The organism is Halalkalicoccus paucihalophilus, assembly GCF_001593955.1.
GTDB classification, from domain to species: domain Archaea; phylum Halobacteriota; class Halobacteria; order Halobacteriales; family Halalkalicoccaceae; genus Halalkalicoccus; species Halalkalicoccus paucihalophilus.
On the sequence record NZ_LTAZ01000004.1, the window covers coordinates 196151 to 222668 of the forward strand.

A 26518-nucleotide genomic window follows, 5' to 3' on the forward strand; every position below is an offset into this window, starting at 1 on the left:
TTGACGGTGTCAGCGTCAGCGGGGTCAGGGATAACGGAATCAGACGGGACGATCGCTCTCACCGGTTGGCCGCCGGTGCTTAGGACTGGTTCGATTCGACGGCGTCGATCCACTCCTCGGCTTGCGCTTCGGAGACCTCGGCGGCCTCGGCAACGGCTTCGGCGTTGGCCTCCGCGAGTGCCTCCATCGACTCGAAGCCGGCCTCGTGCAGTCGGTCGGCGTAGGTCTCGCCGAGCCCCTGGATCTGCTCGATCCGTTCCCCTGACTCCTCGGTCTGCTGCTGGAGCCGTGTCTGGGTGTCCTCGACCTGTTCTTCGGCCTGCTCTTGGGTCTCGAGCATCTCCGACTGGAGCGTTTCGAGCTGCTCGGCCAGTTGCTCTTGGAACTGCTGCATCTCCTCGTGGAACTGTTCGGACTGTCCCTCGAGTTGCTCCTGGAACTGCTCCGACTGCTGGCGCATTCGCTCCTGGGACTCTTCGAGCTGTTCGCGGAACTCCTCGGAGACCTCCGTGGCCTGTTCCCGGGTTTCCTCTTGGGCGTCGAGTAGCGTCTCGGTCTGCTCCTCGATCACGTCGGCCTGTTGTTCGAGGGCCTCGTCGTACGCCTCAGTCCCCTCCTCGAACCCGGATTCGAGGCTCTCGAGGAGCTGATCGTGGCCCTCTTCGATGCTGTCGAACTGTTGGTCGACGGCGCGGTGAAGCTGCCGGAACCCGCTTCGCCCGCCGGGAACCGTCGACTCGACGGCATCGAGATAGCCGTGGGTCGTCTCGCGCATCAGTTCGAGGCTCTGGTGTTGGAGCTCCTCTTGGATCTCGAAGCCGCTGAGCGCCATCCGGTTCGCGTTTCGCTGGGCGTCAACGCCCCGTTCGAACGCACGCTGGCCCTGCTCGATCGCCAGTCGCTGCATCTCGAACGCCGCGGTCATCGGGGTGTGCTGATCGGTCATCATCCGAACGTACGCCGTTCGGCGGGTTAAGTGTTGCCCCAGAATACCATTCACAACCATTTGAAACCATCTTATGGGTCAGAATCGGCCACGATACGCGCCGGATCCGGTCGCCGCCGGCCGCGATAGCGACGGTTTGATGATCGCCTGAGCCGACCGATCGACAATGGTCGACGACGTGGCTGTCCGTGGCATCGACCTCGATTCCGAGACACGGTGTGCCCACTACGACTCGCCACGGGACGTGATCGCGATCCGGTTTCCCTGTTGTGGGGAGTACTACGCCTGCTACGAGTGTCACGCCGTCCGCGCCGACCACGACGCCGAGCGCTGGCCCGCCGATGCCCGCTCCTCGCGGGCGGTGCTGTGTGGGGTCTGTCGGGCCGAACTCACGATCTCGGAGTACCTCTCGTGTGACGACGCCTGCCCCGCTTGCGGCGCGGCGTTCAATCCCGGCTGTGCGGGCCATCATCACCACTATTTCGCCGGCGTGTCGGAAGCTTCTGGACCCGACCGTCCGTAGACCCTCATATGACTGATCCCCTCGAGTGGGAGACGCTGGACGAGTCAGTCGCCTACTCGTGTCCCGGCTTCGACGTGATTCACGAGGAGGTCCGCCTGCCCGACGGCACCGAGACGGACTTCGATTACGCAAGCGAGCCACCGGCGGCGGTGATCCTGCCCTTTACCTCCGGGGGCGAGGTCGTGCTCATCGAGGAGTGGCGCCAGGCGGTCAAACGGGTCAACCGGGGGCTTCCCGCGGGGAGCATGGAACCCGGCGAAGACAGGAAAACGGCCGCCCGCCGCGAACTCGTCGAGGAGACTGGCTACGAGGCCGGCGAGATGGAGTTCCTGGCCAGCGTCGAGCCCGCAAACGGCCTGCTCGATGCGGTCCACCACTACTTCGTCGCCCACGACTGCGAGCCGACCGGCCAGCAGGAACTCGATTTCAACGAATCGATCCGGGTGGCGACGACTGACTGGGAGGCGCTCCTCGCGGACGTGCAAAGCGGCGAGGTCCGCGACGGCCGGACCGTGACGGGCGTCCTCCAGTACGCGCTCTCGACATGACTGATGACGAGCGCGCCCACTGGAACGAGCGGTATCGCGAGCGTGAGCCCCCGACCGAGCCTTCGGACCTGCTTCGGGAGTGGATCGACGACCTCCCCGAGGGTCGGGCGCTCGACGTCGCGACCGGCGGCGGGCGCAACGCGATCTTCCTCGCTGGACACGACTACGCGGTCGACGCGATCGACGTCTCCGAGGAGGGACTGGGGATCGCCCGCGAGCGCGCGGAGGACCGTGGTCTCTCGGAGCGCATCGAGTTCGTCCGAAGCGACGTCGAGGACCACGACTTTCCAGCCGCGGTGTACGACGTAATCGTCGTGAGCCACTACTACAGTCTGAACGCGCTACCCGGTTTCAAGCGCGCGCTCGCGCCCGGGGGCGTCTTGCTGTACGAACATCGCCTCCACCCGCCCGGCGACGGCTCCCACACGTTTCGATTCCGGCCGAACGACCTCCTGCGAGCCACCCTCGACCTGCGGGTCGTCCGCTACGAGGAACCGATGGAGATCACGGAGGACGCGACGGACATTCGGCTGGTCGCCAGAAAGGACTGACTCGCAACCCTTACCCGGAACTCCGTCTAACCCCGGCCAATGAACGACATCTTCGAGGCCCACGACTGGGACGCCGCCGGGCGGATCGGCCGGCTTTCGGTCCCTCGCGCGGGCGTCACCGTCGAGACGCCGACCATCATGCCGGTGGTCAACCCCCACATCCAGACGATCCCGCCCCGCGAGCTCGCGGAGCGATTCGGCGCACAGATCCTCATCACGAACTCCTACATCCTCCACGGTAGCGACGATCTGCGCGAGGACGCCCTCGAGAAGGGCCTGCACGACCTGCTTGACTTCCCCGGTGCGATCATGACCGATTCGGGCTCGTTCCAGCTCTCGGAATACGGCGAGATCGACGTCACCAGCGCGGAGATCCTCGACTTTCAACGGGAGATCGGCTCGGACATCGCGACGCCTGTCGACATCCCGACGGCACCCGACACCGAGCGGGAGGCGGTCGAGATCGAGCTCGGAACCACACAGGAGCGTCTCGACGCCGCCGCCGAGTTCAGCTCAGGAAAAATGCTCGTCTCGGCGCCCGTTCAGGGCTCGACCTACACCGACCTGCGCGAGTCGGCGGGCGAGCACGCCGCCGAAACTGGTCTCGACGTCTTTCCGGTCGGCGCGGTCGTCCCGCTGATGAACGACTATCGCTACGGCGAGATGATCGACGTCGTGATGGCCGCCAAACGGGGGCTCGGGCCCGCGGCTCCGGTCCACCTCTTCGGCGCGGGCCACCCCATGATGTTCGCGCTGGCGGTCGCGGCGGGCTGTGACCTCTTCGATTCGGCGGCCTACGCTATCTACGCGCGCGACGGGCGCTACCTCACGGTTCGGGGCACCGAACACCTGGAGGAGCTCGAGTACTTCCCGTGTTCCTGTCCCGTCTGTGCCGAACACACCCCCGCGGGGGTTGAGGCGAGCGACGAGCGAGAGCGCCTGCTCTCGGAGCACAACCTGTACGTCACGTTCGCGGAGATCCGACGGATCAAGGCGGCGATCCGCGAGGGGAACCTGCTCGAACTCGTCGAAACGCGAGCGAGAGGTCATCCCGCGATGCTCGACGGCTACCGGGCGCTGCTCGCTCATTCCGAACAGCTCGAACGCACTGATCCCGCCTCGAAGTCGACGTTCTTCTATCTCTCGGGCGAGAGCGCCCGCCGACCCGAGGTGCTCCGTCACCACCGACGGCTCGAACGCCTTTCGGTACCGGACTCGCTGTTGCTCGCCGACGGCTCCGTCGACGGGATCGAGGCCGATGAGGTCTGGACCGTGCGCCCGCCCTTTGGCCCCGTCCCTCCGGAACTCTCCGAGACCTACCCCGTGAACGCCGAACTCCCCGACCGGCTCGACGGCGAGGCCTACGCTCTGGCCGCCCGCGGGGTCGCTCGACTGGCCGAGGCGAACCCCGACTGCGAGGTCACGCTCGTCGCGGGCTGGCCCGAGGTGGCGCTCGCGGCCCTGCCCGAACATACCAACTGCATATTAATCTCCTAGCAAGTTCACGACATGTAGGTCCCTGTTTGAGGGCTGTTTTAGAAACCATACAGATACGATTATCCCATTTCTACCAATGATGGCCACAAGATACATATATACATTAAGGGAGTGTATGTTATGAAGAAAAAACAACAAAATCGGCGATCTGTATTAAAATCAGCTGCGATAGGAATTAGTGCTGCAGGAAGCCTCCCTATACTGGGCGTACAGAAAGGCAAAGCCTCTCCTCAAACAGACTCCGAACGATCGGGCAATGACTCAGAGATGAGTCACGAGGTAGTTGACGAAGGCGATGAGTACCACATCGTTGCGGTTACGAAAGACGACGAAACAGAATATTATCGAGTAGACAAAAACACGGGTGCTGTCAGAGCCGTCTCAAGTGTGGCATAAGCACGATGGGACACAATGAGCTTATTTCCCGCTCCGATGTGCAGGTGAGACAATTTGGTTCCTGTGGCGGACACCTCTATCGAAATCACTATTACGTAGCTCTCTCGATCGAACTCGGCGAAACGTGGGACAGCATCACGGGAGGATCACTTGAGGCAGGAATTTGTGCGGTTCTTGGTGCCAAAGGCGGCATGGCTAGTGCTGCGGCTGGTGGCATCGGGTGCTTCGTAATCGGCCGCTTCTTTCTTGACCACATTAATCCGTCCGGTAGTACCGGAACATGGGGAGCGTGGGACTGTCACCATGGCTATTTAAATTACGAAAACATCTGCCACGGAGTGACTAGCCAATACAGCGCAGGGCGATCGCAAGTCCCTTCATTGAAACGTGTTCCCGGCGTGCACTTCGAAGTGTTATAGCCAATGAAACGGAGCGTAATCTTTCTCTGTACTATCGTTACCGTTTTGGCGGCCTACGGATGGCTTTTGACCGGGGCCAGCGTTCATGTCCTTCCGGCGATAGCCGGTATCGCTATGGCTCTCTCTGTCGCAGGTGTCGAACACACCTACCGGGGGATGCTTTCACAGAAGCTCACGGGAGCCGGGATCATCGTACTAATGCTGGTGCTTTTCACCGTATTCGATAACGGCGACAGTATCTTCTTCGCATTCGTCACCGCAGCAGTACTGTCGGTTTCGGTCGGCGTGCTGTATCTTCTCGATTGACTCGGTTCGCTTGACTGGGGCCAAACTCCCTATCGATACTCTCTTTCGCGACACTCTCCGATGACCCGTATGACCGAATACTTCGAGGTTCACGGGCGCGACGGGGTCGCCCGCCTCGGCGAGGTGCGTCTCGCCGACCCCCTCACTACCCCGGCGCTCGCGGACGAGTACGTCGAGGACGCGGGCAGCCTCTGGTCGGAGGACCGTGAGTTGCCCGAGGGTCGCGAGGATCGCGTGACGGTCCTTCCCCACAGGGCCTTCCCGAGCGGCACCGACGAGGAGGTTGAGGAGGCCTTCGCGGTCTCACAGCCCGACGTCGAGTACCCGAGCGCCGCGGTTGTCTCGCCCACGACCGCCACGAACCACGACACCGACGCCTACGTCCTCTCGACCGCACAGGGGAGCGTCGGCCACGCCAGCGCGCTCCGCGACGAAATCGTCGCGATTCGAGAGGTGATCCCCGCCGACACCGCACTCTACCTCTCGGGCGTCGCGACGCCCCGAAACGCCGCACTGCTGGCCTACATCGGCGTCGACCTGCTCGATTCGCATCGTGCGGTCGTAAAGGGCACCCAGGGCAAGTATCTCACGAGCGAGGACGAGCAGTTCCTCTCGGATCTGGAGGAACTGCCGTGTGCCTGTGCGGCCTGTCAGCGCCCGATCGAGGAGTTCACCCGCGAGGACTGTGTCGAACACAACGAGAACGCCCTCAGGGCCGAACTCGCGACCGTGCGCGAACGGATCCGCGCGGGGCGATTGCGCGATTACGTCGAGGGCCAGGCCCGCCACGCACCGTGGCTGACCGCTCTCTTCCGGGAGTTCGACGACGAATGGAGTTACGTGGAGGAACGGACTCCGATCTACCGCACCAGTGAAATCAGCGCGACGACCGACGACACCCTCCGACGGGTCGAGATCCAGCGCTTCGCCGACCGGGTCACGTCGAGATACCGAAACCGGTTCGACAACCCGCTCGTGCTGGTGCCGTGTTCGGCCACGAAACCTTACAGCGAGTCCCAGAGCCACGGCCAGTTCCACGACGCGATCCAGTACCGGGCCCATCTGGTCTCGATGACCTCGCCGATCGGCGTGGTTCCCCAGGAACTCGAGACGACCTACCCCGCCCAGCACTACGACACCGCCGTTACGGGAAGGTGGACTGAAACCGAGATCGCATTCGTCGCCCGCGTCCTGCGGCGGTATCTCGAACGGAACGAGTATCCGAGAATCATCGCCCACCTGCCCGAGGACTACCGCGAGATCACAGAGCGCGTCGAGCCCCATATCGACACGGGAATCGAGTACACCGTCGAGGACCACCCAACCACCACCGATTCGATCGCGAACCTGATGCGGACCCTCGACGGCGAACTCAAGTACGGCAAGCGAGAGCGCCAGCACAACACGGTGAAAGCGATCGCGGACTACCAGTTCGGCGAGGGTGCGGGCGAGGAACTCTTCGATGACCTCTCGATCCAGAGCCGGTACCCGAAGTTCCGCGCACACACCCAAGAGGGCGAGCAGCTGGCGGCGATGGTACCCCAGTACGGAACGCTGGCGCTGACGCTCGCGGGCGCCCGGCGGTGGATCGAGAGCGACGTCCCCACCAAGCGCGTCGAGATCGACGGGTTCGTCCCGCACGGAAACGTCCTCGCACCGGGCGTCCTGGAGGCCGACGAGACCATTCGCACGGGCGACGAGGTCGTCGTCGAGGGTCCGAAGGCCTTTGCGGTCGGACGCGCGGAGATGTTCGGCCGCGAGATGGCAGAGAGCACTCGGGGGGTGGCGGTCGACGTCCGCCACGTCGAGGAGCAATAACGTTTCTCCGTGCTCTGTCCAGTGGTGGACTATCCGTTCTAGTTCCCGTTATCGGGGCCGATCGGACGAAAACGGCCAAAAAAAAACATAGCGACCGCCGAAGAACGGAACGACCATGCACCGCCGTCACCTCTGTAAGGCGTCTCTTGTCGGAGTAGCCCTCTCCCTCGGCGGGTGTTTGGGACGGTTCGACGGCGGGTCCTCTGACGGGGTCGAGACGCCCGAACCGGTGACTGAGGTCGGCTTCGAGTTCTCGGACGGAAGCGACGAACGTTCGCAGGACGATCCTATGATCGAGGTCAACGTCGAGGAAGAGAGCGCCACGGTAACCGGGACGCTCCGGGTCGTGCAACGAGGCGATCCTCGATGAGATCACTTCCGACGACGGTTCCGATACGGTGACCGTCGTCGTGACGTGGGTCGATACGAGCGACGAGGACGAGGTGTGTACCGACGGCCTCAGTTCGGACGACTACGAGGTCCGTCTCGAGTTCGAGTCGCTCCCGTCGGCGATAACCGCGATCGAACGCGATTATCAGGACGAGGAGTACGCGACGACCACGGAGATCGACACGGATTGAGCGATCACCGGTATCGACGGCGTCGTCACTGACCGCCGTCGGACAGGTCTTTATCCCATGCGTCCCATGCGCCTCCATGGACGAGATTACGCTGGCGGTACCCCGAGAACTCGGCGAGACCCTGCCCGAGGACAGCGACGAGACGCTGATGGCAATGGGACGCGAGATCGACCAGTACGAGGGCTACATCAACGCGGCCATCGCCGAGGGGGAAAGCGAGGCCGCGAGCGCCGCCGCCGATGTACTCGATCGGATCGAGGAGCGCTGGGAGCAGTACGACGGGCTCATCGCCGAACTCCGGGCGTGGGGCCAGTCGTCGATCTACGCGGAGGTGTGGTGTGACTTCCAGTACGCGCTGATCCAGCAACTGTACGACCACGAGGAGCTGGCGGACGCGCTCGATCAGGAGCGCCACGCCCGGCTCGTGGACGACGGCATCCGGTTGAGCGACGCGGTATGAGCGACGAGGACCCGGCCTACGCCCGACGGCCCCGCACCGAGGGCGGGAGGGCGCGAGCGATAGACGGCGGGGCGGTCGCCGCCGGGCTCTGTTTCGGCGTCTTCGCCGTCTTCGTCTCGACCGCCGGGCCGCTCTCGGCCGGGTTTCGCCTCTCGTTTACCGCGCTCTGTCTGTTCTGTGGCGGCCTCGTGGCGGGCTATCTGACCCACACGAGCTCGAGCGGCGCGGTCCAAGGCGTCGCGGTCGTCCTCGGTACGGCGGGGCTGATGGTCGCCGTCTCGGTGTCGATGACCTATGGGATCGGTTCGCTCTCGCGGGTCCCGCTCGTCCTCGCCTACGAGACGCTCTCCACGGCCGCGTTCGTCGCGTTCGGACTGCTCGCACTGTGTTTCGGTGCGCTCAGCGGCGAACTCGGGGTCCGTCTCAGGGGATAGCCCCGCGGCACGGGGCGTCGCCGCCCGACGGCCGGCATTTATACCCTCGGCGTCCCTGCTTCGGGTATGAACCTCGAGCTGCGCTCCTTTGCGACGTTCCGGGAGGCGATGGGCCAGAAGACGATCGAACGCGAGTACGAAGAGGGCGCCACCGTGGGAGCGGTCCTCGCGGATCTCGAATCGGAGTTCGACGGGCTGGAGGGGCGACTGCTCGACGACGACGGCGAGATCCAGCCACAGCTGTCGATCCTGAAGAACGGTCGGGACGTGACCCACGCACAGGGCCCCGAGACACCGCTCGAGGCGGGCGATACGGTGAGCCTCTTCCCGCCGGTCGCCGGAGGGTCCGCGTGAGGGTAGAACGCTCCTTTCGGGGAATCAGCCAGCGACTCGCCCGCCACTACCTCTCGAACCTCGGGGGCGAGGAGGAGAGTGACGACCGGGTCGTCGGCGAGGGCTGGGAGGCCGACCTCTCCTCACGGAAGGTCTCGATCGGTCCCAGCATGTCGTTGACGGAGGTGACGGTCGTCTTCGAGGGAGAGGAGGAGGTCCTCGAACCGCTGATCGAGGACTTCGCCCAGAAGGCGATGCGTGCGGGCGGATGAGCCACCCGATCGACGGACAGGTGGTGTTGCTCGCTGCCGCGAAGGCGAGCGTTCCCGGCAGTCGGTTGCCCGAACTGCTCGAACGGGCTCAGGAAAAACTGGGTCCCGAACTCGAGGCCTACCGGCGGCGCTACGAGCTCGCCGTCGAGACCGACGACGCCTGCTGTTTTTTCGTTCCGGCTGACCACTGGGAAACGGTGGGTTCGGACCTCGGACTGGAGCGTCGCGAGTACCGCGCGATCCGGCGGACCCACGAGGAGCAACTGAAACGTCTCGGAAAGCGTGAGGGGCGACGCGAGGAGTTCGAGACGGCGCTCGAGGTGCGTTCTGCGGCCGTCATTGGGCGGGCGAACTGAAAGCCGTTTAGTCCTCGGTGTCCTATGCCCGTCAGTGACCGACGACACGCTCGACGATTTCTTCGATGCGATGCAGGAACTCGGCCAGCCGGTCCTCACCGCCGAGGAGTTCGCTCGCGCCCGCGAGTGTACCCAGGAGAAGGCCGACCGCCGGCTCACGGAGTTCGCCGAGGCCGGGCTGGTGGGACGGCGGGACGTCGAACGCGATCCCGTGATCTGGTACCCCAAGGAGTGGGACCAGCAGGCGGGGCGCGAACGGGTCGTCACCTTCCCGAACCGCCGCGAACTCGTCGTCTCGCATCCCGAGCAGTTCACGCGCGCTCGGCTCTCGACGTTCGCCTACCTCGTCGATTCGAACGGATCGGGCGATTCCATCTACCGTATCCGCGAGGAGGACGTCTGGGGAGCACCGTACGACGATCTGGCTGACCTGCTTCTCGCCCTCCGACGGGTGACCGGCGAGCGCCTGGAGGATTTAGAGGAGTGGATCACGAGCCAGTGGAAGCGCGCCCGGCAGTTCGTTCTTCGGACCCACGAGGACGGGTACACCGTCCTCGAGGCCGACAGCGAGAGCCTGATGGGCAACGTCGCCCGACAGGCCCTCGGCGAGGAGCAGCTTCACGCGCCCATCTCGGATACCGAGAGCTGGGTGCGCGAGGGCAGCGAGGGCGAGATCAAGCGAATCCTCTACGACGAGGGCTACCCCGTCCGGGACGCCCGCGACCTCGATACGGGCGACCACCTCGAGATCGACCTCGCGCTCGAACTCCGGGACTACCAGCGCGAGTGGGTCGACCGGTTCGTCGAGCGGAAGGCGGGCGTCCTCGTGGGGCCGCCCGGTAGCGGCAAGACGGTCGCTGGCATAGGTGCGATGGCCACCGTCGGCGGCGAGACTCTCATTTTGGTCCCCTCCCGCGAACTCGCGGCCCAATGGCGCGAGTCGCTGCTTGAATCGACCTCGCTTTCGGCGAGCCAGATCGGCGAGTATCACGGAGGTCGAAAGGAGATCCGACCCGTGACGATCGCGACCTACCAGACCGCGGGCATGGATCGCCACAGACGGCTGTTCGACGAACGCCGCTGGGGACTGATCGTCTACGACGAATGTCACCACATCCCCGCGCCGATCTTCCGACAGAGCGCGGACCTCCAGTCGAAACACCGGCTCGGGCTGTCAGCGACGCCCGTCAGGGAAAGCGACGACGAGGTCGAGATCTTCACGCTGATCGGCCCGCCCATCGGTACGGACTGGTCGGCGCTGTTCGAGGCGGGCTACGTGATGGAACCGGACGTCGAGATCCGCTACGTCCCGTGGGCGAGCGAGGCCGCCGAATCGGAGTACGCCAGCGCGCTGGGTCACGAGCGCCGACAGGTCGCCGCCGCCAACCCCGCGAAACTCGACGAGATCCGCCGCCTGCTCGATTCCCACGAGGGCGAACAGGTGTTGCTCTTCGTCGACTGGCTCGAACAGGGCGAGGAGTACGCCGAGGCGCTCGATATCCCCTTCCTGAGCGGCGAGACACGCTACGCGGAACGCGAGCGTCTGCTCTCGGAATTCCGCCACGGCACCCGCGACACCCTGCTGGTCTCGCGAGTGGGCGACGAGGGGATCGACCTGCCGGCGGCGACCGTCGCTATCGTCGCGAGCGGACTCGGCGGCTCCCGGCGTCAGGGTGCTCAGCGCGTGGGTCGGACGATGCGTCCGGTGGGGGGTGCGCAGGTATACATGCTCGCGACCCGCGGCACCGAGGAAGAGGAGTTCGTCCGCGGACAGCTCAGACACCTCCAGAACAAGGGCGTGAACGTCCTTGAACGCGAGGCCGAAACCGCCTGAACCGTATCGCACACGTTTTACTCGCGAGCGTGCAACCACGAGTCGATGTTCGATCCCGCAGTGGCCGTCGGATTCCTCCACGCTGGCGACCTCTCCGCCGAGCAGCGGGCCGCCCTGGAGTGGTGTCGAGCCGTCGCCCCGTTCGTCGAGACGGTTTCGATTCCCGAAATCGCCGCCGGCACCGCCGATCTCGACCGCTACGACGTCTGTTGGTGGCACCGCGCCGCGCCGCTCGACGACCTCGGTGCTTCCACGGCGGACGCCGGTCCGGCCCTGCGGTCGTATCTCGAACGCGGCGGTGGACTCCTGCTCAGCCTGCGGGCGCTCTCGGCGGTTGACCCCCTCGAAATCGACCCCGTCGCCCCCGATCTGACGGGAGTCGAGGAGAGCGGGGAGCCGATTGGTTATCTGGCGAAGTCGATCTACGCCGACGACCCGCCGTTCGCGGCCTTCGACGACCTCCGGATCCACACCTGCGAGCCCGGTCAGGAGGTTCCATACGCCCGCTACGAGCGCGTTCTCCCCGAACGAGGGGAGGCACTCGCGGCGACGGTCGACGGTGGCATGGACCGATTTCACGGGCTGTCGCTCGTCTCGTGGTCGGTCGGGGACGGGTCGGTGGTGGGCGCGGGGAGCACGCTCGCGTTCGACGGCCCCGCCGACGGTATCTGTGCGAGCAACCGCTCGCAGTTCGTCGGATCGCTCCTCTCGGGGCTGGCCGAAGGTGCACGTCTCGGCGTTTCCGATCCCCGCTCGGTGTCGGGACTCACGGCGATGCGCGAGCGCCTCGCGGCGGACCCGCTGCGCCCGCAGTACCACCTCACGCCGCCGGCGAACTGGCTCAACGACCCCAACGGGATCATCGAGTGGGACGACCGCTATCACGTCTTCTACCAGTACAACCCCGCGGGCCCGATGCACGGGACGATTCACTGGGGCCACGCGGTGAGTGACGACCTCGTCCACTGGGAGGACGAACCGGTCGCGCTGACCCCCTCGCCCGACGGTCCCGACCGCGACGGCTGCTGGTCGGGCTGTGCGGTCGAGAACGACGGTACGGCGACGGTCTTCTACACTGGCGGGCGAGGCCCCGTCCAACTGCCCTGCCGGGCGGACGCGGCCGATCCTGGCCTCCGGCGGTGGAACAAGGACCCGAGCAACCCGGTGATCGAGCAGGTGCCCGAGGGTGTCGTCGGCTCGGACCACTGGGAGGCGGAGTTCCGCGACCACTGTATCTGGTTCGCCGACGGGCTGTGGCACCATCTGATCGGCTCCGGGTTACGGGACGTCGGCGGGGCGGTGTTCTACTACACCTCCGCGGACCTCCGCGAGTGGGAGTACGTCGGCCCGCTGCTGGTCGGCGACGGCGAGACCGGCGGGATGTGGGAGTGTCCCGAACTGCTCGAACTCGGCGAGCGTGACCTGCTTCACGTCTCGAACTACGAGGACGTACTCTACTTCCTCGGGGAGTTCCGGGACGGCGAGTTCCACGCCGACCGGCGAGGACTGCTCGATCACGGCGACCTCTACGCCCCCCAGTCGCTGTTCGGCGAGGAGCGCTACGTGCTGTGGGGCTGGATCCCCGAACTCCGCGACGAGCGCGCCCAGTGGGACGCCGGCTGGTCGGGCACCCTCTCGATCCCGCGGGAACTCGCCGTCGAAAACGACCAGCTACGCCAGCGTCCCGCCCCCGAACTCGAGACGCTCCGGCGCTCCCACGCCCGCCACGTCGGCCTCGACGTCGAGAACGGTTCGCAGAAACTCGACGTCCGCGGGCGGGCGATCGAACTCCGGGCGAGAGTCCACGCCGACGCGAGCGAGGCCGGTTTCGGCGTGTTCGAATCGCCCGACTGCGTCGAGCGCACGCGGATCGCGGTAGAGGGCGACCGGCTGGTCGTCCACCGTGAGGACTCGAGCCTCGCGTCGTCGTCGGTCGACCCCCGCGAACTCCCGATCGACGACCTCGAACGCCCGCTCGATCTTCGAGTCTTTCTCGACGGCTCCGTTCTGGAGGTGTTCGTCAACGGGCGTCGCACCCTCTCGACGCGGGTGTATCCCACCCGACCCGACAGCGACGGGCTCTCGGTCTACGCACACGAGGGATCGGTGCGCTTCGAGGAACTCGAGATCTGGACGCTCGGGTCGGCGTGGAACGCTACCGAGCGCGGGCCGATACCGGATCAGTAGCCGCCGTAACCTCGTCGGGTCTCCTCGCGGTGGGCCAGCCGTTCTTCGGGAAACGCGGGTAGCTCCTCGGATTCGAGCGGGATCCGTCCGTGCGAGAGCGTCCCCGTGATCCGGGTTCGATCGCCCGAAAGCGCCACCCGGACCGTGGGCGCGAGCGTCCCGCCGAACTTCGCGCGCTGTTCGTCGGGCGGCAGGGTCGCGACGTCGTCGAGCGTGAGTCCTCCGAGGTCGTAGTAGTTGAAAAAGCCGCTGACGAGCAATTCCTCGCGGTGGGGAAAGGCGAGCCACGAGTAGGCCTGATACGGCGCGTTCTCTGGATTGGTGAGTACCAGCCCCGAGCCGTTGAGCGGGCGATACTCTCCCCGGAGGGAGTCGGCGACGAATCCATACAAGCCGTCCGGTCCCTCCAGTCCAGGTGCGAACGTGTGGTCGTGGCTTGAAATAAAGAGGTAGTACCGCCCGTCATGGACCACGACATGCGGGCGTTCGAGTTCCTGGTTGACACAGACTCCCTCCAAGAGCGGATCGCAGAGTTCCCAGTCGGTCGGATCGCCCGTTCGCGAGCGTGCGATCCCGACGCTGCCGTTGAACTCCTCCCAGACCGGCTCCGCACAAACGCCCTCGCCCTCGGGGACGGGGGTGTTCGCCTCGAACAGGAGGTAGGTCTCTCCGTCCGCGGGATCCTCGAAAAACCACGGGTCCCGGAAAGTGTAGATCATGCCCCGATACTGGTCCTTGCGCTCGTAGCGATCGCCGTCGGGTTCGAGCAGGATCTCGTGCTCGAAGGTGCCGTCGATGCGAAGTCCCGACTCATCGATCGCGATGGTCCCTCCGAAGCCGACCGCGAGACGCTGCTCGTAGGTAAGCTCCTCCTCGCCGGCCCGGCCCGAGGCGGTGTAGTAGACGTAGAGCTCCCCGTCGTCGAGCAGCGCGGAGCCGGCCCACTGCCGAGAGCCACGGACCCCGCCCTCGAAGACGGGACCGCCGTCGTGCCACGTCTCGCCGTCCTTCGAGTAGAAATACCGGATCTCGGCGACGTCGTGGCGCTTTCCGGGCAGGAGGTCCGCGGGCGCAGTAAGGGAAAATATCACGCGCCACCCGCCGACGGTGGCGATCGAACCGTCGCGGGTCCTGAGAAACCAGGTGTCCCAGCCGTTGATCTCGGGTGCGGCGTCCTCGCGGGGCGGGTAGATGATCGGCGCGACCGTCTCGTCCGTCCGCTCGATCGTCGAGGCGTGTTCGCGGGTCCACCGCGAGGTGGCGCGTCCGCTGTGCTCGGGAGTCATACTCGAAGTCCACACATCTCCGAAAAAACGGTTGTGTTATCCGCGCGAGTTCAGTCGTCGGCGGGGGCCGGCGAGTCGCCCGCAGAGACGCCCGTTCCGGGGCCGACATCGATGCCCAGGTCGTCGAGCTTCTCGTCGGGGACGACGCCGTCGACCCAGCCGCGGTGCTCGTAGTACTCCTCCTTCATCTCGTCGAGTTCGCAGTACTCGCCCTCGCTTGCGCCCTGACCGGGGTTGCCGCCCTCTTCGAGGAACCGCTCCGGAAGGGAGTCGTCCGCACCGTCGAAGCCGACGAGGTTGTTGTAGTACCGTTCGAGGTTGTAGACGCGCTCGCCGGCCTCCATGAGTTCGTCCTCGCTGACGTCGAGGCCGGTCATCCCGTTGTACTGGAGGACGTACTCCTCGATGCCCTCCGCGAAGGCGTTGAACTTGCAGATGTCGAAGCTGTCCGAGATCGCGTGGAGGTCCTGGAAGGTCGCGGTGAGTTCGCCTTTCCCCTCGTACTCGTAGGGGTCGACCTTCTCCGGGATTCCGAGGATCTCCGCGGCGGGCGTGTACCCGCGTAGGTGGCACGCGCCGCGGTTCGAGGTGGCGTAGCCGATGCCCATCCCCTTCATGCAGCGGGGGTCGTAGGCCGCGATCGACTGGTTCTTAACCGAGAGCTTGCTGTCGTGACCGTCGACCTCTTCTGCGAGGCCGTGCTGGCCTTCCGCAAGCAGGTCCGCGAGATCGTCCTCGCGGTTCGCGATCCGGGTGATCATGTCGATCATCTCTTCCTCGTCGCCCCAGTCGATCCCGTCGCCGTCGCCGACGTCCTCGAGCTTGCCGCGCTCGGTCAGCTCCATCGTCATCGCCATGATGTTGCCGACTTCGATGGTATCGACGCCCACGTCATTACACCGGTCGATCATCACGGCGATCTTGTCGCGGTCGTCGTTCGCGGAGTTAGTACCCAAGGCCCACGCCGACTCGTACTCGAAGGACTCCATGCGGACGTTCATCTCCTCGCCCTTGTGCATCGTCTGGACCTCGACCTCCTTCTTACAGGCGACGGGACAGGAGTGACAGGTCGGTTCGTCGACGAGGATGTTCTCCCGAACGTTCTCCCCGCTGATCCGCTCTGCGTCCAGATCGTGTGGGCGGTCCTCCTCGTGTTCGTTATAGGAGACGCCCGAGGTGTACTGCCCGTTCTTGGTCGGGTGGCCGTCCATTTCCTCGGTGATGTTCATCAGGACGTTCGTCCCGTACATCGACAGGCCGCCCTCGTTGGGCGCGGTGACGTCCGATTCCTGGATGAGCTGCATCGCCTGCTGGTGGCCCTCCATGAACGTCTCCTGGTCGGCCGGCTTGGGCATCTTCGTCCCGGACTTGATGACGATGGCCTTCAGGTTCTTGTTGCCCATTACGCAGCCGGTGCCGCCCCGACCGCTCGCACGGTCGTCCTCGTTCATGATGCAGGCGTACTTCACGCCGTTCTCGCCGCCCTGCCCGATGCCCATGAACGACATGTTCTTCCCGTAGGCTCCCTCGTGGCGCTCCTCTAAGATCTCGCGGGTCTCGTGGGTGCCCTTGCCCCAGAGGTCCGAGGCGTCGTGGAGTTCGAGTTCGCCGTCCTCGACAACGGCGTACACTGGGTCCTCCGAGGTACCCTCGAACACCAGTCCGTCGAAGCCCGACCACTTGAGGCGCGCTCCCGACCAGCCGCCGTGATGCGAATCGGTGACGGTGCCCGTCAGCGGCGATTTCGTACAGACGGCGATCCGACCGCTCATCACTGTCTGGGTGCCCGTCAGCGGGCCGTTCATGAACGCGATGAGGTTTTCCTCGCTCATCGGGTCGACGTCCGGGCCGTTGTCGAAGACGTACTTGACGCCCAGTCCGCGCGCACCGATGTACTTCTTCGCGTCCTCGTCGTCGATGCTCTCGTAGTTCACATCGCCCGAGGAGAGGTCGACTCGCGCGACGTGGTCTTGGAATCCGCCTAAGTCTGTCATGGTAATCTACGATCGTTACTTTGGCTCCGAGACGTGTTAGTTCTTCTCACCAGAGTGTAACTGATATCGGTTACTCGCTCTATTTCGCCGTTGTTATGGCCTCTATCGCGTGAATCTTCCAGTGCCGATCGGCTGGCGGCAGCTTTACGATTCGTGAATCCGTGGCTCTCTGTATGTGTGTCGTAGTAGCAAACGCAGCCGCATGGAGCTGCCAGTCTGCCGTCGGAGGACGGCGCATCGCGGCGATCCGAGACGAGCGGAAGATATGAGAGTGAACGTAACCGAAATTACTGCCACTGTCCGCCAGCCCGAATACACCGGCGAGAACCGCTGTACCCCGTGTACGATCGTGAACGTCCTGCTCGCCGTGGCGCTCGCGATACCCGTTACGGTCCTCTCGCCGCCGGCGGGCGCGCTCATACTCGTCGGTAGTTCCCTCGCCATCTACCTCCGTGGGTATCTCGTTCCCGGGACGCCCGAACTCACGAAGCGGTACCTTCCAGCCGTGGTGCTCCGGCTGTTCGGCAAGGAGCCCGTCCCCGAGACGCTGGGCGACCTCGAAAACGAGGCGCTGTGGACAACCCTCGAAACGGCCGGGCTCCTCACACGAGAGGGCGAGCCCTCGCTTGCGGACGGGTTTCGCTCGCGCTGGTTCGCAGAGATGGATCGGGTTCGTGACGACGACTTCGACGAGCGGGCGGTCGAGCGCACCCTCGGCGTCGGATCCGCCGCGAAACGCGGTGACCGGGCGTACTCCGTCGAGGGCAACCAGCTCGTTCGCTGGGACTCGCGGGCCGCGCTCGTCGCCGACGTCGCGGCCGCGGCGGTATTTCGCGAGCGCTTCGAGGACTGGGAGGCACTCGATAGCGACAGCCGCCGAGACCTCTTCGAGCGACTCCGGCTTCTGGTCGAAACGTGTCCCGAGTGTGGTGGCTCCGTGGAGCGCGACGACGAGCGCCTCGACCCGTGCTGCCAGCGGGCCTACACCGTCGTCTGGTCCGAGTGTGCGGACTGTGGCTCGCTGCTCGCCGAACTATCCGTCCCGACCGCCGAGGACGACGAACTCGTCCCCCTCCTGTGACGACTACCGGGAACGGAATGTAGCGCGACTGCCATCGCGCCACACACCGGTTTCGAGCTTCCCCGTCACTCTCCGAGCGGTGTGCCCTCGTTCAACGCTCGTCTCGTGGTATCTGCTGGCATGCCAGTTAAGTACGTGTATCACTATCGTCCGTGTATGTCAAGCAGCCTTCCGAACATCAAAGTCGGCCGCGACGCCGAAGCCGACATGGACCCCGAGGACCTCCCCGTCTACGAGGTCGAGTATCTGAACTACCAAGCGATCCCCGAACACGGCTGGGACATCGACGACGAGGACCTCTTCGAGAAGGCCGCCGCCGCCGACCTGAGCGAGAAGGACCACGGCTCCTTCGAGATCCGCGGGACACGCTACATCCTCGACGGCGCGGAGGACGCCGACCAGAAATGGCCCTTCGAGTGCCGCGCGGCCTCGTGTGCGTACTGTACGATGATCCTCTACGAGGGCGACGTGAAGATGGACATGGACCTGATACTCACCGACGAGGAGGTCGAGGAGCGAAACATCTACCTGAGCTGTCAGTCGATCCCGAAGAGCGACGAGGTCAAGATCGTCTACAACGCCATGCACCACGACTACCTTCAGGAGAACATCGTCGGCGTTCGGGAGGTCTGACCTAACTCGCCTCGTCGATCGCTTCCTTGAGGCGCTCTTCGGGCGAGGCGCTCACCACCAGCTGCTCCTCGCCGTATTTTTCGACCTCCGAGAGATCGATCTCGACGTCGTCCGCATCGGCGAGCGCCTCGACGACCGCCGCGAGCAACAGCGTCTGTGTGTCGAGGCGGCTCTCGATCGTGTTCAATTTGGAGAATGTCCGTTCGGCGAACCCTGTCAGCGAGTTCGAGAACTCAGCGAGGTTCGCTTCGTTGCCTTTGACCCGCCGCTCGGCCAGACTGATCCGCGCGAAGTTGTCGAGGTCCTCCAGTTCGCTTTCGAGTTCCTCGATTTCCTCGGCCAGCGCCTGCGTGCGTCGCTCGATCAGTTCCTCGATCTGGTAGTCGACCGTCGTTTTCTCCCCGTCGTTCGCCTCGACCGTGACACCGTCACCCGTAGACATATGCGCACAATCAGCACGATTTACCATATACTTTTGGCCCGACGGGTCGGTCAGTCCTGTGCGGGGGCGTCCTGTAGCTCGGTCGCCTGCAGGATGAACGTCCGTTCGGGGGGCGGGGCGATCCGGAGTTCGATCTTCCGAACGAGGCGGTAGTACTTGCGATTACCGCGGCGATAGTGCTCGACGATCTCGGCGTCTTCGAGCGTCGAGAGGTGGTGGGCGGCCGTCTTCCCGTCCATCCCGACGGCCTCCGTGAGTTCGGAGACGTACCGCGGCCCGTGGGAGAGTTCGCGGATGATCTTCAACCGCGGCGTACTCCCCAGCGCGTCGATCAATGACACGCCTCCTCGTTTGTGAGGTTTCCCCATAGTCGTTGCTACTTCCATCTCCTGGTTCCGAGCGCCCGGAGTTAAGTGGGTAGAACGGTAGCTATCCACATGGGTAACGACATCGAGTTCCCGGACGAAAGCGACCACGGACGAAAGACGATCACCAGCGGGTTTTTCGAGCGCGAGATCCGCCTCTCGGGCGGCGAAACCGCGGCGTTCCTCCATAACCTCGCCGACGCCATCGAGAGCGACACCTCCATCACCGTCTCGGGGAGCGACTGGGAGATCCCCTTCGAGTACCGCGAACCCATCGAGGTCGAAGTCGAGTTCTCGAAGAAACGCGAGGGCGAACTCGAGATCGAGGTGGAGTTCTCCGAGGCCCGCGGCGGCGAGGGGAGCGGCCTCAGCGTCGAGTGACTCGTCTCGAATGTACTACTTCGGCCTGTACCACTGGCGAAGCCGCCTCCGCTCGGTACTCGTCGGTTGCTGTTCGCTTCTCGCGTTCGCCCTGCTCCGACGGGCAACCCCCTCTCGAGGCGTTCGCCTCCTCGTCGCGGCGCTTTCCCTTCCGGCGCTCTTGCGGGCCGGCCGGGCGGGATCGAAACTGCTCCGACCCCCGCCGTGGGCGCTCGAACGTTACAAGTACGACGCGCTCGCCGACGAACTCCCGCTCGGGGAGGCGGCCCGCGTCCTCGATATCGGCTGTGGCACGGGCCGGTCGCTCGTCGGGCTCGCACCCCACCTGTCCGAGGACGCTTCAGTTGTGGGCCTCGACGTCTTCGACAGTCGGGTGATCCTCGGCAACGCCCCGCTGCTCGCGCGGCGAAACGCCCGCGAGGCTGGAATCGACGTCACGCCCGTCAGAGGTGACGCCGCCCGGCTTCCGCTGGCGTCGCGCTCGCAAGAAGTCGTGACTGCCTGTCGCGTCCTGCACGACCTGCCCGCCGAGGATCACGGGTGCGCGTTAGAGGAGATCCACCGGGTCTGTGCGCCCGACGGAACTGTAGGAGTTCTCGAACTGCCGATCGTCCCCGAGGGGACCGGAAGCGATCCCGAGACGTACTGGCGCGAGCGGGTCGCCGAGGCTGGCTTTGCGGTAGAAACGGTGAGACGGGTCGAGCGAACGCGCGGCGGCGAGCCGTACATCGTGCTCGTCGCCGCGCCTATCGAGTGACACGGTACTGGTCGGGCGGCGCTCGATACTGATGGAGTGGTAGAGACGGCAGCTCACTCCGTCAGCTGCCACGCCGTGACAGCCTCCCTCCTCGCAGTGGACGACCGAGTAACCACCAGCCGGTGACCACAAAGAGGCCCCCCGTTGTAGCGGTGATGACCAACGGCGTCGGATTGTCGTTAGGGGTAACGAGCGGGCCACCGATGGACGCGCCGAACAGAAGCGAGACCGTTCCGACGATTAGACAGACACCACCGACCGTCCGGCTCACGGTCGATCCGTCCCTCGACTGGAATCGGCGGGCAGCTCCCGCCCCGGCGATCGCTAGCAAGTAGAGAAAGAGGAGGAATCCGAGAGGATAGTAGGGTGTCAGGAACGGGAGGACGACCTCGACGACGTCGTATGCGACGATCAGGAGGTAGGCCGGAATCTGTAGCGGTTGAAACCCGACGGTTCTCACGAGATAGAGTGCCATGATGACTGCATAAGCGACCGCAACGTCACGCCCGAGCAGAGTTCGCCGTACTCTCACGAGCGAGGACATGTTGAAACGTTATATTTGTACGAATATATATCTATCCGGGATAGTACGCGGTCTTCGGCGAACGGTGAACGGGACGCGCCACGTCCTCTCGATCGATACACGGATCGCAAACCGGTCGATGGTGCCGGTTTCGCCTCGAAAAAATCCGATTCGCGGTGTTGACTTACTCCTCCATCGAGAAGACGAGCAGCCGGTCGTCGCGCTTGCCACGGCGGAGCCAGCCGCTGCCGCCGACCTGGATCGCGACGTACTGCTTTTCGGTGCCCGGATCGTACCAGCTCATCGGGTCGCCCGAAATCGGCGCGTCGCCGGCGTCGTACTCCCAGAGGCGCTCGCCCGATTCGCCGTCGTAGCCGACCATCTCGCCGTTCTGGTTGCCGGCGAACATGAGTCCGGTCTTGGTCGACATCGTGCCGCCCCAGAGGTAGACGTCGCTGTCGATCCAGTCCTGCCAGACGACCTCGCCGGTCAGGGGTTTGACGGCGGTGATCACGCTGATGTGACCGTTGTAGCCCTCGGGTTCGGCCTCGGTCTCGTCCTCGAGGATACCGCCCCAGTACTTCTTGCCGGCCTCGAACTCCTCGAAGCGCCACCACGCCTCCTGGAAGGAGTTGTGGAGCTTGTGATACGAGATGCCGAGTTCGGGGTTGTAGGTGCCGGGCTGCCAGTCGTTGCCGCCCATGCCGCCGGGCATAAAGGGCACACGGCGCCCCTCGTCGATGTGGGGGATCATCCGGAACATGTTGAGCTGCTGGCACAGCGGCTCGCTGCGGACCAGCAACTCGCCGGTCTCGGCGTCCGTCGTGTAGAGCCAGCCGGTTTTACCCACCGAGACGGTGACGTCGCGTTCCTTCCCGCGGATCTCGACGTCCCGGATGACGATCCGGGGCATCGCCGAGTCGTAGTCCCAGACGTCGTGGGCGGATTCCTGGTGGAACCACTCATGTTCGCCCGTCTCCATGTCGAGACACATCGTCCCGATACTGTTGCGGTTCGGCCCCGGCCGGACCGAGCCGTCGAAGTCCGGCCCGGGGTTGCCCATCGGGAGGTAGAGTTTGCCACGCTGTTCGTCGACGGTCGCGCCCATCCAGTTGGTCGTCCCGGACTGGTTGATGCTATCGCCGACCCATTCGGTTTCGGGCGAGAGCAACGTGTTCCAGACCTCGTCGCCGGTCTCGGTGTCGATGGCGGTGTGGAACCCGCGAACCCCGTACTCGCCGCCGGCACTCCCCGTAAAGAGGGTGCCCTCGTAGACCTGTGGGGCCCACGTCGCGGAGTAGCCCCGCTCGTGGTCGGCGGTGCTGTGGTACCACTGTTCCTCGCCGGAGTAGCGATCCAGCGCGACGACCCCCGAGTCGAGGGTGGTCATGAACACCTTGTCCTCGTAGACGGCCGGCCCGCGGTTGTTGTCGTCACAACACAGTACCACGTCGTTTGGCACCGCGTATGTGTAACTCCAGAGGACCTCGCCCTCGCGTGGGTCGATGGCCTTGATGTGGTTTGGCCCGTTCGACTGGTACATGATCGGCGGGTCGCCCGGCACGATCAGGGGGGTCCCCTCCATGCTCGATCCCGACCCGACCGACATCTCGTATTCGAGTTCGAGTTCGCCGACGTTCTCGGGCGTGATGATCTCGCAGGTCGTATGGCGGTGCTGTTCGTAGTTCCCGCCGTAGACGAGCCACGCCTCGGGGTTCTGCCCGCTCTCGCTGAGCATCTCCTGCGTGACGTCTTTCTCGGGAATGCGATCGATGTCGTGTTGGTGGGTGACGGATTTCTCCGGTGCGCCGAGCACCCGATAGCCGTTGTCCGTCTCCCGTACAACCGTGTCCTGTGCGGCCTTGACGGCCCTGTCTTCGTCTATTGACATTGTTATGTGTTATGTGTTATCGCAATGTACTCGGTTTTCGCATCTCCTCGGTGATCCAGAACATGTCCTTGACGATCTCCTCCTGATTGGTGATCATGATCGCGGTGCTCGCAGAGAGCGCCGCTGCCAACTGCTCGTCCGAAAGCGACCCGTCCGTCGCGATCGCATGGGCGGCCGTCGCCATGACGTACAGCCCCCCGAGCATCGCCTTGACGTCCCAGTAGCCGTCATCGAGGATCTCGTCGGTGATGAGGAACTTCTTCTGCCAGAGGTGGATGTCGAGGTTCTTCACCCAGAGCAACGAACCGCCCATCGCGCGCTGTTGGAGCGGCGGGACGTCCTCGACGTTGAACTCGACCTCGTCGGGGATGTCCTTCGTGGGCGTCCACCGTGCGAGGCGGTTGTTGTTGTTCACCACGTTCATCACCAGAACGGTTCGTTCTCGCTCGTCGAACCCACACTCCTCGAGGGCCGCCGCGAGCGGTTCCGAGCGGATCAGCCCGTGGGCCGTCCGCTCGATGTGTTCCGGGGTGAATCGTGGGAGGGCGGCCTCGACGCTCTCGAAGAATCCCGTCTCGACGAGATGGTCGTAGATCCGCCATCCCGGCGCGACGAGTTCTCGATACAGGGTTTCGGGCTCGGTCTCCCCGTCGGGGATCCCGGCCTCCCGGACCTCCGGTAGCCGCTGGAGCTGGGTCGCCAGCTCCGACAGCTCCCGTTCGATGAGGTCGTCGTCGAGCTCGCCGCGCAGTTCGTCGCGAACGGCCTCGCCCATCGAGGCGAACTCCTCGTCGTCGCTCGTATCGATCACCCTGCGCAGTTCCTCGACCGTCAGTTCCTCGCCCGCCGAACTGACCCCGAGTTTCCGCGCCAATCGCTCGTGGTCCTCGACCGATACTTGCGGCCTGTTTACTTTTGCCATGGACCACCGCAACCTATGGAGGGGTCCATCATAGTTCTTGGTGTTATTCACTCGGCGGACGTGATGACGAAATCAGGGAATATTCCCGGTGGACGGGGGCTCCGTTCGGCGGACAATCGGCGTCCGAGAGGGCTACTGAGACCATACGATTCGCTTGACGCCTCGCTTACTCGTCGTTCCGATCGCCTCGGTTGAGGGTAGGACGGGCCCGTGGGTTCATATAGCGGACGCGACTACCCGTCGTGTGACGATCTACGACCCATGGGAACGATGACCTTGCTCGTCAAGCCGATGGAGAAACGTGCGGTCGGGGAGCGCTTGGCGATGATCGCGAGCACGACCCTCGAAGAATTCGGCCTCGAGCGTGGCGATTACGTCGCCATCGAGGGCGAGAACGGGAGCAGAGCGGTCGCGAAAGTCCGCCCGAGTTTCAACGACACGCCCGAGGGTGCGATCCGGCTCGACGAGGACCTTCGACGGGCGGTCGGCGTCTCGACCGGCGACTCGGTGACCGTCGAGGAGGTGACGGTCCGCCCGGCCGACCGGGTGACGGTCGCGCTGCCGGAGGACCTCCCGCTCGAGGAACACCCCAACGTTCGGACCCGTCGGGCGCTCGTCGACCGCGTCCTCACGAGCGGCCAGACGGTCGTCGCCACCCTGCAAGGCACCTCTGCGGCGGGATCGAACGAGTACGTCCCCATGAGGGTGGTCTCGACCGACCCCGCCGGATCCGTCCTCGTCGAGGAGTGGACCCGGATCACGATCTCGGACACGCCCGCGAGCGACCTCTCGATGACGAGCGGTGGCGGTCGCGACCCCGACGCGATCACCTACGACGACGTGGGCGGGCTCGACGGCGAGATCACGCAGCTGCGCGAGATGACCGAACTCCCGCTCAGACACCCCGAACTGTTCGATGCCCTCGGGATCGACCCACCCCGTGGCGTCCTCCTTCATGGCCCGCCCGGCACCGGCAAAACACTGCTCGGACGAGCCATCGCGACCGAAACCGAGGGTTACGTCCGGACGCTCTCGGCCTCGGAACTCCTCGCGAACCATCCCGACGAGACCGAAGGACGGCTCCGTGAGGTGTTCGAGGAGGCGGAGGAGAACGCCCCGGCGATACTCTTCATCGACGAACTCGATGCGATCACCCCGAACCACGACCGTGGCGAGGCCGAGCGCCGCGAGGTCGCCCGGCTGGTCTCGTTGCTCGACGGGCTCGGTACCCGAGAGCGCGTCGTCGTCATCGGGACGACCAACAGCCTCGCCGAGGTCGACCCCGCGCTCAGACGGCCCGGGCGCTTCGATAGGGAGATCGAGATCGGCGTCCCCGACCGGGCGGGTCGCGAGGAGGTCTTCTCGATCCACACGCGAGGAGTGGCACTGGCCGAGGACGTCGACCTCGGGGCGTACGCCGAGAGCACGCACGGCTTCGTCGGCGGCGACATCGAGAACCTGATCCGCGAGAGCGCTATGGCCGCCCTGCGGCGGGTCCGTCCCGAACTCGACCTCGATTCGACGTCGCTCGACCCCGGCGTCCTCGATTCGCTGCGGATCACGGACGCGGACATCCGGCGGGCGCTTCGGGGGATCGAGCCCTCGGCGCTGCGGGAGGTGTTCGTCGAACTCCCCGACGTGAGCTGGGACGACGTCGGCGGGTTGAACGAAACGAAAGCCCGGCTACAGGAGACTGTCCAGTGGCCGCTTTCCTACCCCGAGGCCTTCGAGCGGGTCCGGCTCACGCCCGCGACGGGCGTCCTCCTCTATGGTCCGCCGGGCACCGGTAAAACCCTGCTCGCCAAAGCGGTCGCGAACGAGGCCGACTCGAACTTCATCTCGATCAAGGGTCCCGAGCTGCTCGATAAGTACGTCGGCGAGAGCGAGCGCGGGGTCAGGGAGATCTTCGCGAAAGCGAGGGAGAACGCGCCGACTGTGGTCTTCTTCGACGAACTCGACGCGCTGGCCGCCGAACGCGGCGGCGGGCCCGGCGGCTCGAACGTCGGCGAGCGCGTGGTCTCCCAACTGCTGACCGAACTCGATGGGCTCGAAGAGCTCGAAAACGTGGTCGTGATCGCGACCACCAATCGTCCCGAACTGATCGACGACGCCCTGCTTCGCTCGGGACGGCTCGACCGACATATCCACGTCGCCGAGCCCGACGAGGAGGCGAGGAGGGAGATCTTCGCGGTCCACACGCGCGGAAAACCGCTGGCCGAGGGCGTCGACCTCGATTGGCTCGCAAGCGAAACCGAAGGCTACGTCGGGGCCGATATCGAGGCGGTCTGTCGGGAGGCCGCGACCGCCGCCGTCCGGGAGTACGTCCACGACGGCGGGGACGTCGAGTCGATCGTCCTGACCCGCGCGGGCTTCGAGGACGCCCTCTCGGCGGTCGATCCGAGCGCGGACGAGGGGCCCGGCCGGTTCGGGGAGTTCCTCGGGTGAGGGTGGGTGGTATAACCCGACGGACCACGTACGACGACCCATGCAGATCGAGTGTCGCTTTTACGGCCCCTTCCGCGAGGACATCGGCGAGAGGCGGGTGCTCAGAGAGACCGACGCCCGGACCGTCGGCGAACTACTCGACGAGCTTTCGGCAGCGTATCCCGCCCTCGACGGGCGACTGGTCGACGGTGAGGGAATCGCCGGTTCGACGGTCGTCACGAAGGGGAAACGGGACGTTAGACATCTCGACGGCATCGCAACTGGGCTGGACGAGGGTGACGTGATTCGGCTGACGCCGTCGGTCTACGGCGGGTGAATGGACGATCGGTCGGGACGT

General features: G+C 65.0%; 30 protein-coding genes. 22 read left to right on the forward strand and 8 right to left on the reverse strand.

All coding sequences use genetic code 11. The features are described from left to right. Nucleotides 1-79: 79 nt before the first annotated feature. Nucleotides 80-946 (reverse strand): helix-hairpin-helix domain-containing protein, encoded by an 867-nt coding sequence (locus HAPAU_RS06125; RefSeq protein ID WP_169802627.1) that lies wholly within the window; start codon nucleotides 944-946, stop codon nucleotides 80-82. 166 nt (nucleotides 947-1112) lie between these two features. Here HAPAU_RS06125 and HAPAU_RS06130 point away from each other — a divergent pair, with 166 nt between their 5' ends. The 16 genes from HAPAU_RS06130 (at nucleotide 1113) to HAPAU_RS06200 (ending at nucleotide 13461) form a co-directional block, all read left to right on the forward strand. Further along, the gene (locus HAPAU_RS06130) at nucleotides 1113-1469 is read left to right on the forward strand and encodes a CHY zinc finger protein (RefSeq protein WP_066380721.1); all 357 of its coding nucleotides are present in this window, start codon (nucleotides 1113-1115) and stop codon (nucleotides 1467-1469) included. 8 nt (nucleotides 1470-1477) lie between these two features. Beyond that, nucleotides 1478-2017, forward strand: a complete 540-nt coding sequence (locus HAPAU_RS06135; protein WP_066380723.1) for an NUDIX hydrolase — start codon at nucleotides 1478-1480, stop codon at nucleotides 2015-2017. Beyond that, nucleotides 2014-2568, forward strand: a complete 555-nt coding sequence (locus tag HAPAU_RS06140; RefSeq protein WP_066380725.1) for a class I SAM-dependent methyltransferase — start codon at nucleotides 2014-2016, stop codon at nucleotides 2566-2568. The genes HAPAU_RS06135 and HAPAU_RS06140 overlap by 4 nt, the downstream gene beginning before the upstream one ends. A 39-nt stretch (nucleotides 2569-2607) precedes the next feature. After that, the gene (tgtA, locus tag HAPAU_RS06145; protein ID WP_066380727.1) at nucleotides 2608-4065 is read left to right on the forward strand and encodes a tRNA guanosine(15) transglycosylase TgtA; all 1458 of its coding nucleotides are present in this window, start codon (nucleotides 2608-2610) and stop codon (nucleotides 4063-4065) included. A 120-nt stretch (nucleotides 4066-4185) separates the two neighbouring features. Next, the gene (locus HAPAU_RS20855; protein WP_157078425.1) at nucleotides 4186-4461 is read left to right on the forward strand and encodes a hypothetical protein; all 276 of its coding nucleotides are present in this window, start codon (nucleotides 4186-4188) and stop codon (nucleotides 4459-4461) included. 533 nt (nucleotides 4462-4994) lie between these two features. Next, nucleotides 4995-5186, forward strand: coding sequence for a hypothetical protein (locus HAPAU_RS22200; protein ID WP_245634038.1), 192 nt, complete (start codon nucleotides 4995-4997; stop codon nucleotides 5184-5186). 69 nt (nucleotides 5187-5255) lie between these two features. Then, nucleotides 5256-7004, forward strand: a complete 1749-nt coding sequence (gene arcS, locus HAPAU_RS06155) for an archaeosine synthase subunit alpha (RefSeq protein WP_066380731.1) — start codon at nucleotides 5256-5258, stop codon at nucleotides 7002-7004. Between the two features lie 115 nt (nucleotides 7005-7119). Then, complete coding sequence (locus HAPAU_RS06160; protein ID WP_157078426.1) at nucleotides 7120-7374, forward strand: hypothetical protein; 255 nt, start codon at nucleotides 7120-7122, stop codon at nucleotides 7372-7374. Nucleotides 7375-7402: 28 nt separating this feature from the next. Continuing rightward, the gene (locus HAPAU_RS06165) at nucleotides 7403-7585 is read left to right on the forward strand and encodes a hypothetical protein (RefSeq protein ID WP_066380735.1); all 183 of its coding nucleotides are present in this window, start codon (nucleotides 7403-7405) and stop codon (nucleotides 7583-7585) included. Between the two features lie 76 nt (nucleotides 7586-7661). Further along, nucleotides 7662-8045 (forward strand): hypothetical protein, encoded by a 384-nt coding sequence (locus HAPAU_RS06170; protein ID WP_066380741.1) that lies wholly within the window; start codon nucleotides 7662-7664, stop codon nucleotides 8043-8045. Further along, nucleotides 8042-8479 (forward strand): hypothetical protein, encoded by a 438-nt coding sequence (locus HAPAU_RS06175; protein WP_066380743.1) that lies wholly within the window; start codon nucleotides 8042-8044, stop codon nucleotides 8477-8479. Before HAPAU_RS06170 ends, HAPAU_RS06175 begins: the two co-directional genes overlap by 4 nt. A 66-nt stretch (nucleotides 8480-8545) precedes the next feature. Then, a complete protein-coding gene (locus HAPAU_RS06180; protein WP_066380745.1) occupies nucleotides 8546-8833 on the forward strand; it encodes a ubiquitin-like small modifier protein 1 in 288 nt (95 codons plus the stop codon). After that, entirely contained in the window at nucleotides 8830-9084 is a 255-nt protein-coding gene (locus HAPAU_RS06185) for a hypothetical protein (protein WP_066380747.1), read from the forward strand. The genes HAPAU_RS06180 and HAPAU_RS06185 overlap by 4 nt, the downstream gene beginning before the upstream one ends. Beyond that, a complete protein-coding gene (locus tag HAPAU_RS06190; protein ID WP_066380749.1) occupies nucleotides 9081-9440 on the forward strand; it encodes a hypothetical protein in 360 nt (119 codons plus the stop codon). Before HAPAU_RS06185 ends, HAPAU_RS06190 begins: the two co-directional genes overlap by 4 nt. 34 nt (nucleotides 9441-9474) lie before the next feature. Continuing rightward, nucleotides 9475-11274 (forward strand): DEAD/DEAH box helicase, encoded by a 1800-nt coding sequence (locus HAPAU_RS06195; RefSeq protein ID WP_066380751.1) that lies wholly within the window; start codon nucleotides 9475-9477, stop codon nucleotides 11272-11274. Nucleotides 11275-11319: 45 nt separating this feature from the next. Continuing rightward, nucleotides 11320-13461 carry a glycoside hydrolase family 32 protein gene (locus HAPAU_RS06200; protein ID WP_066380753.1) on the forward strand — a complete coding sequence of 714 codons (2142 nt, stop codon included), beginning with the start codon at nucleotides 11320-11322 and terminating at the stop codon, nucleotides 13459-13461. Here HAPAU_RS06200 and HAPAU_RS06205 read toward each other — a convergent pair. Next, complete coding sequence (locus HAPAU_RS06205) at nucleotides 13455-14747, reverse strand: glycoside hydrolase family 68 protein (RefSeq protein WP_066380755.1); 1293 nt, start codon at nucleotides 14745-14747, stop codon at nucleotides 13455-13457. The two genes, HAPAU_RS06200 and HAPAU_RS06205, sit on opposite strands and share 7 nt — an antisense overlap. Nucleotides 14748-14797: 50 nt before the next feature. Then, nucleotides 14798-16741, reverse strand: coding sequence for an aldehyde ferredoxin oxidoreductase family protein (locus tag HAPAU_RS06210; protein ID WP_066380757.1), 1944 nt, complete (start codon nucleotides 16739-16741; stop codon nucleotides 14798-14800). A 265-nt stretch (nucleotides 16742-17006) separates the two neighbouring features. On the opposite strand from HAPAU_RS06210, the gene HAPAU_RS06215 reads away from it, so the two are divergent. Together HAPAU_RS06215 and fer are read left to right on the forward strand one after the other, a co-directional pair. Then, entirely contained in the window at nucleotides 17007-17822 is an 816-nt protein-coding gene (locus tag HAPAU_RS06215) for a hypothetical protein (RefSeq protein WP_245634039.1), read from the forward strand. A 207-nt stretch (nucleotides 17823-18029) separates the two neighbouring features. Continuing rightward, nucleotides 18030-18455 (forward strand): ferredoxin Fer, encoded by a 426-nt coding sequence (fer, locus tag HAPAU_RS06220; protein ID WP_066381920.1) that lies wholly within the window; start codon nucleotides 18030-18032, stop codon nucleotides 18453-18455. 1 nt (nucleotide 18456) lies between these two features. Here the strand turns inward: fer and HAPAU_RS06225 are convergent, their stop codons facing one another. Next, nucleotides 18457-18897 (reverse strand): hypothetical protein, encoded by a 441-nt coding sequence (locus HAPAU_RS06225; protein ID WP_066380759.1) that lies wholly within the window; start codon nucleotides 18895-18897, stop codon nucleotides 18457-18459. Between the two features lie 50 nt (nucleotides 18898-18947). Further along, nucleotides 18948-19238: an ArsR/SmtB family transcription factor gene (locus tag HAPAU_RS06230; protein WP_066380760.1), complete on the reverse strand. Its 291-nt coding sequence runs from the start codon at nucleotides 19236-19238 to the stop codon at nucleotides 18948-18950. A gap of 96 nt (nucleotides 19239-19334) precedes the next feature. Between HAPAU_RS06230 and HAPAU_RS06235 the strand changes: the two genes are divergently transcribed. After that, nucleotides 19335-19643: an amphi-Trp domain-containing protein gene (locus tag HAPAU_RS06235; protein WP_066380761.1), complete on the forward strand. Its 309-nt coding sequence runs from the start codon at nucleotides 19335-19337 to the stop codon at nucleotides 19641-19643. 10 nt (nucleotides 19644-19653) lie between these two features. Beyond that, nucleotides 19654-20400 carry a class I SAM-dependent methyltransferase gene (locus HAPAU_RS06240; RefSeq protein WP_066380762.1) on the forward strand — a complete coding sequence of 249 codons (747 nt, stop codon included), beginning with the start codon at nucleotides 19654-19656 and terminating at the stop codon, nucleotides 20398-20400. A 61-nt stretch (nucleotides 20401-20461) separates the two neighbouring features. On the opposite strand, the gene HAPAU_RS06245 is transcribed toward HAPAU_RS06240, so the two are convergent. The 3 genes from HAPAU_RS06245 to HAPAU_RS06255 all read right to left on the reverse strand — a co-directional run bounded on the left by HAPAU_RS06245 (nucleotide 20462) and on the right by HAPAU_RS06255 (nucleotide 23736). Then, entirely contained in the window at nucleotides 20462-20944 is a 483-nt protein-coding gene (locus HAPAU_RS06245; RefSeq protein ID WP_157078428.1) for a hypothetical protein, read from the reverse strand. Between the two features lie 163 nt (nucleotides 20945-21107). Continuing rightward, complete coding sequence (locus HAPAU_RS06250) at nucleotides 21108-22814, reverse strand: pyrroloquinoline quinone-dependent dehydrogenase (protein ID WP_066380766.1); 1707 nt, start codon at nucleotides 22812-22814, stop codon at nucleotides 21108-21110. A gap of 16 nt (nucleotides 22815-22830) precedes the next feature. Beyond that, a complete protein-coding gene (locus HAPAU_RS06255; RefSeq protein ID WP_066380767.1) occupies nucleotides 22831-23736 on the reverse strand; it encodes a hypothetical protein in 906 nt (301 codons plus the stop codon). A 261-nt stretch (nucleotides 23737-23997) separates the two neighbouring features. Between HAPAU_RS06255 and HAPAU_RS06260 the strand changes: the two genes are divergently transcribed. Both HAPAU_RS06260 and HAPAU_RS06265 read left to right on the forward strand, forming a co-directional pair. Next, entirely contained in the window at nucleotides 23998-26181 is a 2184-nt protein-coding gene (locus HAPAU_RS06260; protein WP_066380769.1) for a CDC48 family AAA ATPase, read from the forward strand. A 40-nt stretch (nucleotides 26182-26221) separates the two neighbouring features. Beyond that, nucleotides 26222-26497: a MoaD/ThiS family protein gene (locus tag HAPAU_RS06265; protein WP_066380773.1), complete on the forward strand. Its 276-nt coding sequence runs from the start codon at nucleotides 26222-26224 to the stop codon at nucleotides 26495-26497. Nucleotides 26498-26518 lie beyond the last annotated feature (21 nt).

Bases quoted from the DNA above. Each gene is read 5' to 3' on its own strand.
- HAPAU_RS06125 (WP_169802627.1), bottom strand. From the start codon at position 946: ATGACCGATCAGCACACCCCGATGACCGCGGCGTTCGAGATGCAGCGA.
- HAPAU_RS06130 (WP_066380721.1), top strand. From the start codon at position 1,113: ATGGTCGACGACGTGGCTGTCCGTGGCATCGACCTCGATTCCGAGACA.
- HAPAU_RS06135 (WP_066380723.1), top strand. From the start codon at position 1,478: ATGACTGATCCCCTCGAGTGGGAGACGCTGGACGAGTCAGTCGCCTAC.
- HAPAU_RS06140 (WP_066380725.1), top strand. From the start codon at position 2,014: ATGACTGATGACGAGCGCGCCCACTGGAACGAGCGGTATCGCGAGCGT.
- tgtA (WP_066380727.1), top strand. From the start codon at position 2,608: ATGAACGACATCTTCGAGGCCCACGACTGGGACGCCGCCGGGCGGATC.
- HAPAU_RS20855 (WP_157078425.1), top strand. From the start codon at position 4,186: ATGAAGAAAAAACAACAAAATCGGCGATCTGTATTAAAATCAGCTGCG.
- HAPAU_RS22200 (WP_245634038.1), top strand. From the start codon at position 4,995: ATGGCTCTCTCTGTCGCAGGTGTCGAACACACCTACCGGGGGATGCTT.
- arcS (WP_066380731.1), top strand. From the start codon at position 5,256: ATGACCGAATACTTCGAGGTTCACGGGCGCGACGGGGTCGCCCGCCTC.
- HAPAU_RS06160 (WP_157078426.1), top strand. From the start codon at position 7,120: ATGCACCGCCGTCACCTCTGTAAGGCGTCTCTTGTCGGAGTAGCCCTC.
- HAPAU_RS06170 (WP_066380741.1), top strand. From the start codon at position 7,662: ATGGACGAGATTACGCTGGCGGTACCCCGAGAACTCGGCGAGACCCTG.
- HAPAU_RS06175 (WP_066380743.1), top strand. From the start codon at position 8,042: ATGAGCGACGAGGACCCGGCCTACGCCCGACGGCCCCGCACCGAGGGC.
- HAPAU_RS06180 (WP_066380745.1), top strand. From the start codon at position 8,546: ATGAACCTCGAGCTGCGCTCCTTTGCGACGTTCCGGGAGGCGATGGGC.
- HAPAU_RS06190 (WP_066380749.1), top strand. From the start codon at position 9,081: ATGAGCCACCCGATCGACGGACAGGTGGTGTTGCTCGCTGCCGCGAAG.
- HAPAU_RS06200 (WP_066380753.1), top strand. From the start codon at position 11,320: ATGTTCGATCCCGCAGTGGCCGTCGGATTCCTCCACGCTGGCGACCTC.
- HAPAU_RS06205 (WP_066380755.1), bottom strand. From the start codon at position 14,747: ATGACTCCCGAGCACAGCGGACGCGCCACCTCGCGGTGGACCCGCGAA.
- HAPAU_RS06210 (WP_066380757.1), bottom strand. From the start codon at position 16,741: ATGACAGACTTAGGCGGATTCCAAGACCACGTCGCGCGAGTCGACCTC.
- HAPAU_RS06215 (WP_245634039.1), top strand. From the start codon at position 17,007: ATGAGAGTGAACGTAACCGAAATTACTGCCACTGTCCGCCAGCCCGAA.
- fer (WP_066381920.1), top strand. From the start codon at position 18,030: ATGGACCCCGAGGACCTCCCCGTCTACGAGGTCGAGTATCTGAACTAC.
- HAPAU_RS06225 (WP_066380759.1), bottom strand. From the start codon at position 18,897: ATGTCTACGGGTGACGGTGTCACGGTCGAGGCGAACGACGGGGAGAAA.
- HAPAU_RS06235 (WP_066380761.1), top strand. From the start codon at position 19,335: ATGGGTAACGACATCGAGTTCCCGGACGAAAGCGACCACGGACGAAAG.
- HAPAU_RS06240 (WP_066380762.1), top strand. From the start codon at position 19,654: ATGTACTACTTCGGCCTGTACCACTGGCGAAGCCGCCTCCGCTCGGTA.
- HAPAU_RS06245 (WP_157078428.1), bottom strand. From the start codon at position 20,944: ATGTCCTCGCTCGTGAGAGTACGGCGAACTCTGCTCGGGCGTGACGTT.
- HAPAU_RS06250 (WP_066380766.1), bottom strand. From the start codon at position 22,814: ATGTCAATAGACGAAGACAGGGCCGTCAAGGCCGCACAGGACACGGTT.
- HAPAU_RS06255 (WP_066380767.1), bottom strand. From the start codon at position 23,736: ATGGCAAAAGTAAACAGGCCGCAAGTATCGGTCGAGGACCACGAGCGA.
- HAPAU_RS06260 (WP_066380769.1), top strand. From the start codon at position 23,998: ATGGGAACGATGACCTTGCTCGTCAAGCCGATGGAGAAACGTGCGGTC.
- HAPAU_RS06265 (WP_066380773.1), top strand. From the start codon at position 26,222: ATGCAGATCGAGTGTCGCTTTTACGGCCCCTTCCGCGAGGACATCGGC.